The 1,037-nt window shown below is 63.9% G+C and carries 1 protein-coding gene and 1 pseudogene; both read left to right on the top strand.

What is annotated here, in order from left to right; all coding sequences use genetic code 11:
• The first annotated feature begins 176 nt into the window (after positions 1-176).
• Positions 177-461 (top strand): transposase, encoded by a 285-nt coding sequence (locus tag DFO68_RS15420; RefSeq protein ID WP_208107462.1) that lies wholly within the window; start codon positions 177-179, stop codon positions 459-461.
• Positions 462-747: 286 nt separating this feature from the next.
• Positions 748-1,037 (top strand): annotated as a pseudogene (locus DFO68_RS15415) (hypothetical protein); the annotation flags it as partial.

Genomic DNA, 1,037 nt, shown 5'->3' with positions numbered 1-1,037 from the left:
CGAAGCCACGGGTTTGACGACTGCCGATGTGGAAGCCCTGCGTGCCGAAGACAGGCACTGATCTTCCACACCGGAGCTATAAACTATGGGACACAAACTATGGGACACCCACTTACTTGACGGCTCATCGGCACCGGCTAATCTGAAAGCAACGCCACTCGCCGAGGGCTCCCGTCATGACCTTGCCTCGTTCTGCCCTGGTGTCGCTCGACACCACGCCCTGGTACCACCTGGTCAACCGCTGCGTGCGCCGTGCCTCCCTGTGCGGCACCGATGCGGTGAGCGGCCAGAGCTACGAACATCGCCGCGGCTGGATCAGTGATCGCCTGCACCAGCTGGCCGGCGTGTTCGCCATCGACGTGGCGGCCTACGCGGTGATGAGCAATCACTACCACCTGGTGGTGCGGGTGGATGCCGAGCGTGCCGCGGCTTGGAGCGATGACGAGGTGCTGCGCCGCTGAACGGTGCTGTTCACCGGCCCCTTGCTGGTGCAGCGCTACCGGGCCGGCGCGGATCAGCTGCCGGCGGAGGTGGCGGCGGTCAAGAAACTGGCCGCGACCTACCGCGAGCGGCTGAGGGACGTTTCCTCACTCTCCCTGCCTCACGCTTGCCCTGACCGGCAGCTTGGGGTGGGCTTGCTCGGTGGACGCTATTTTTTTCTTTACAGGGCAGGGGCATAGGGTGAGGAAGAAAGCCGCTGGGCCGGCAGGGCCGTGGTAAACTTCAGGGACCGAGACAGGAGTGCGCATGAGCGAACCGGAGACCTCCCGACCGGCCGACCACGACAGCCCGTGGAAAATGGCGCTGGAAGGTTACTTTCAGGAGTTCCTGGGACTGCTGTTCCCGGCGATCCATGAGCAGGTGGACTGGTCGCAGGGCTACAGCTTCCTCGACAAGGAGCTGCAGCAGATCACCGCGGATGCCAACAGCGGCAGACGCTATGCCGACAAGCTGATCAAGGTCTATGCCAATGACGGCAGCGAGACCTGGGTGCTGATCCACGTCGAGGTGCAGGGCGAGCCGGAGGAGGCCTTTGC

This window comes from Halomonas ventosae, assembly GCF_004361885.1.
In the GTDB taxonomy this organism is placed as follows: Bacteria; Pseudomonadota; Gammaproteobacteria; order Pseudomonadales; family Halomonadaceae; genus Halomonas; species Halomonas ventosae_C.
Note: the sequence above shows the minus strand (reverse complement) of the source record. Positions and strands in the feature narration are given on the sequence as shown.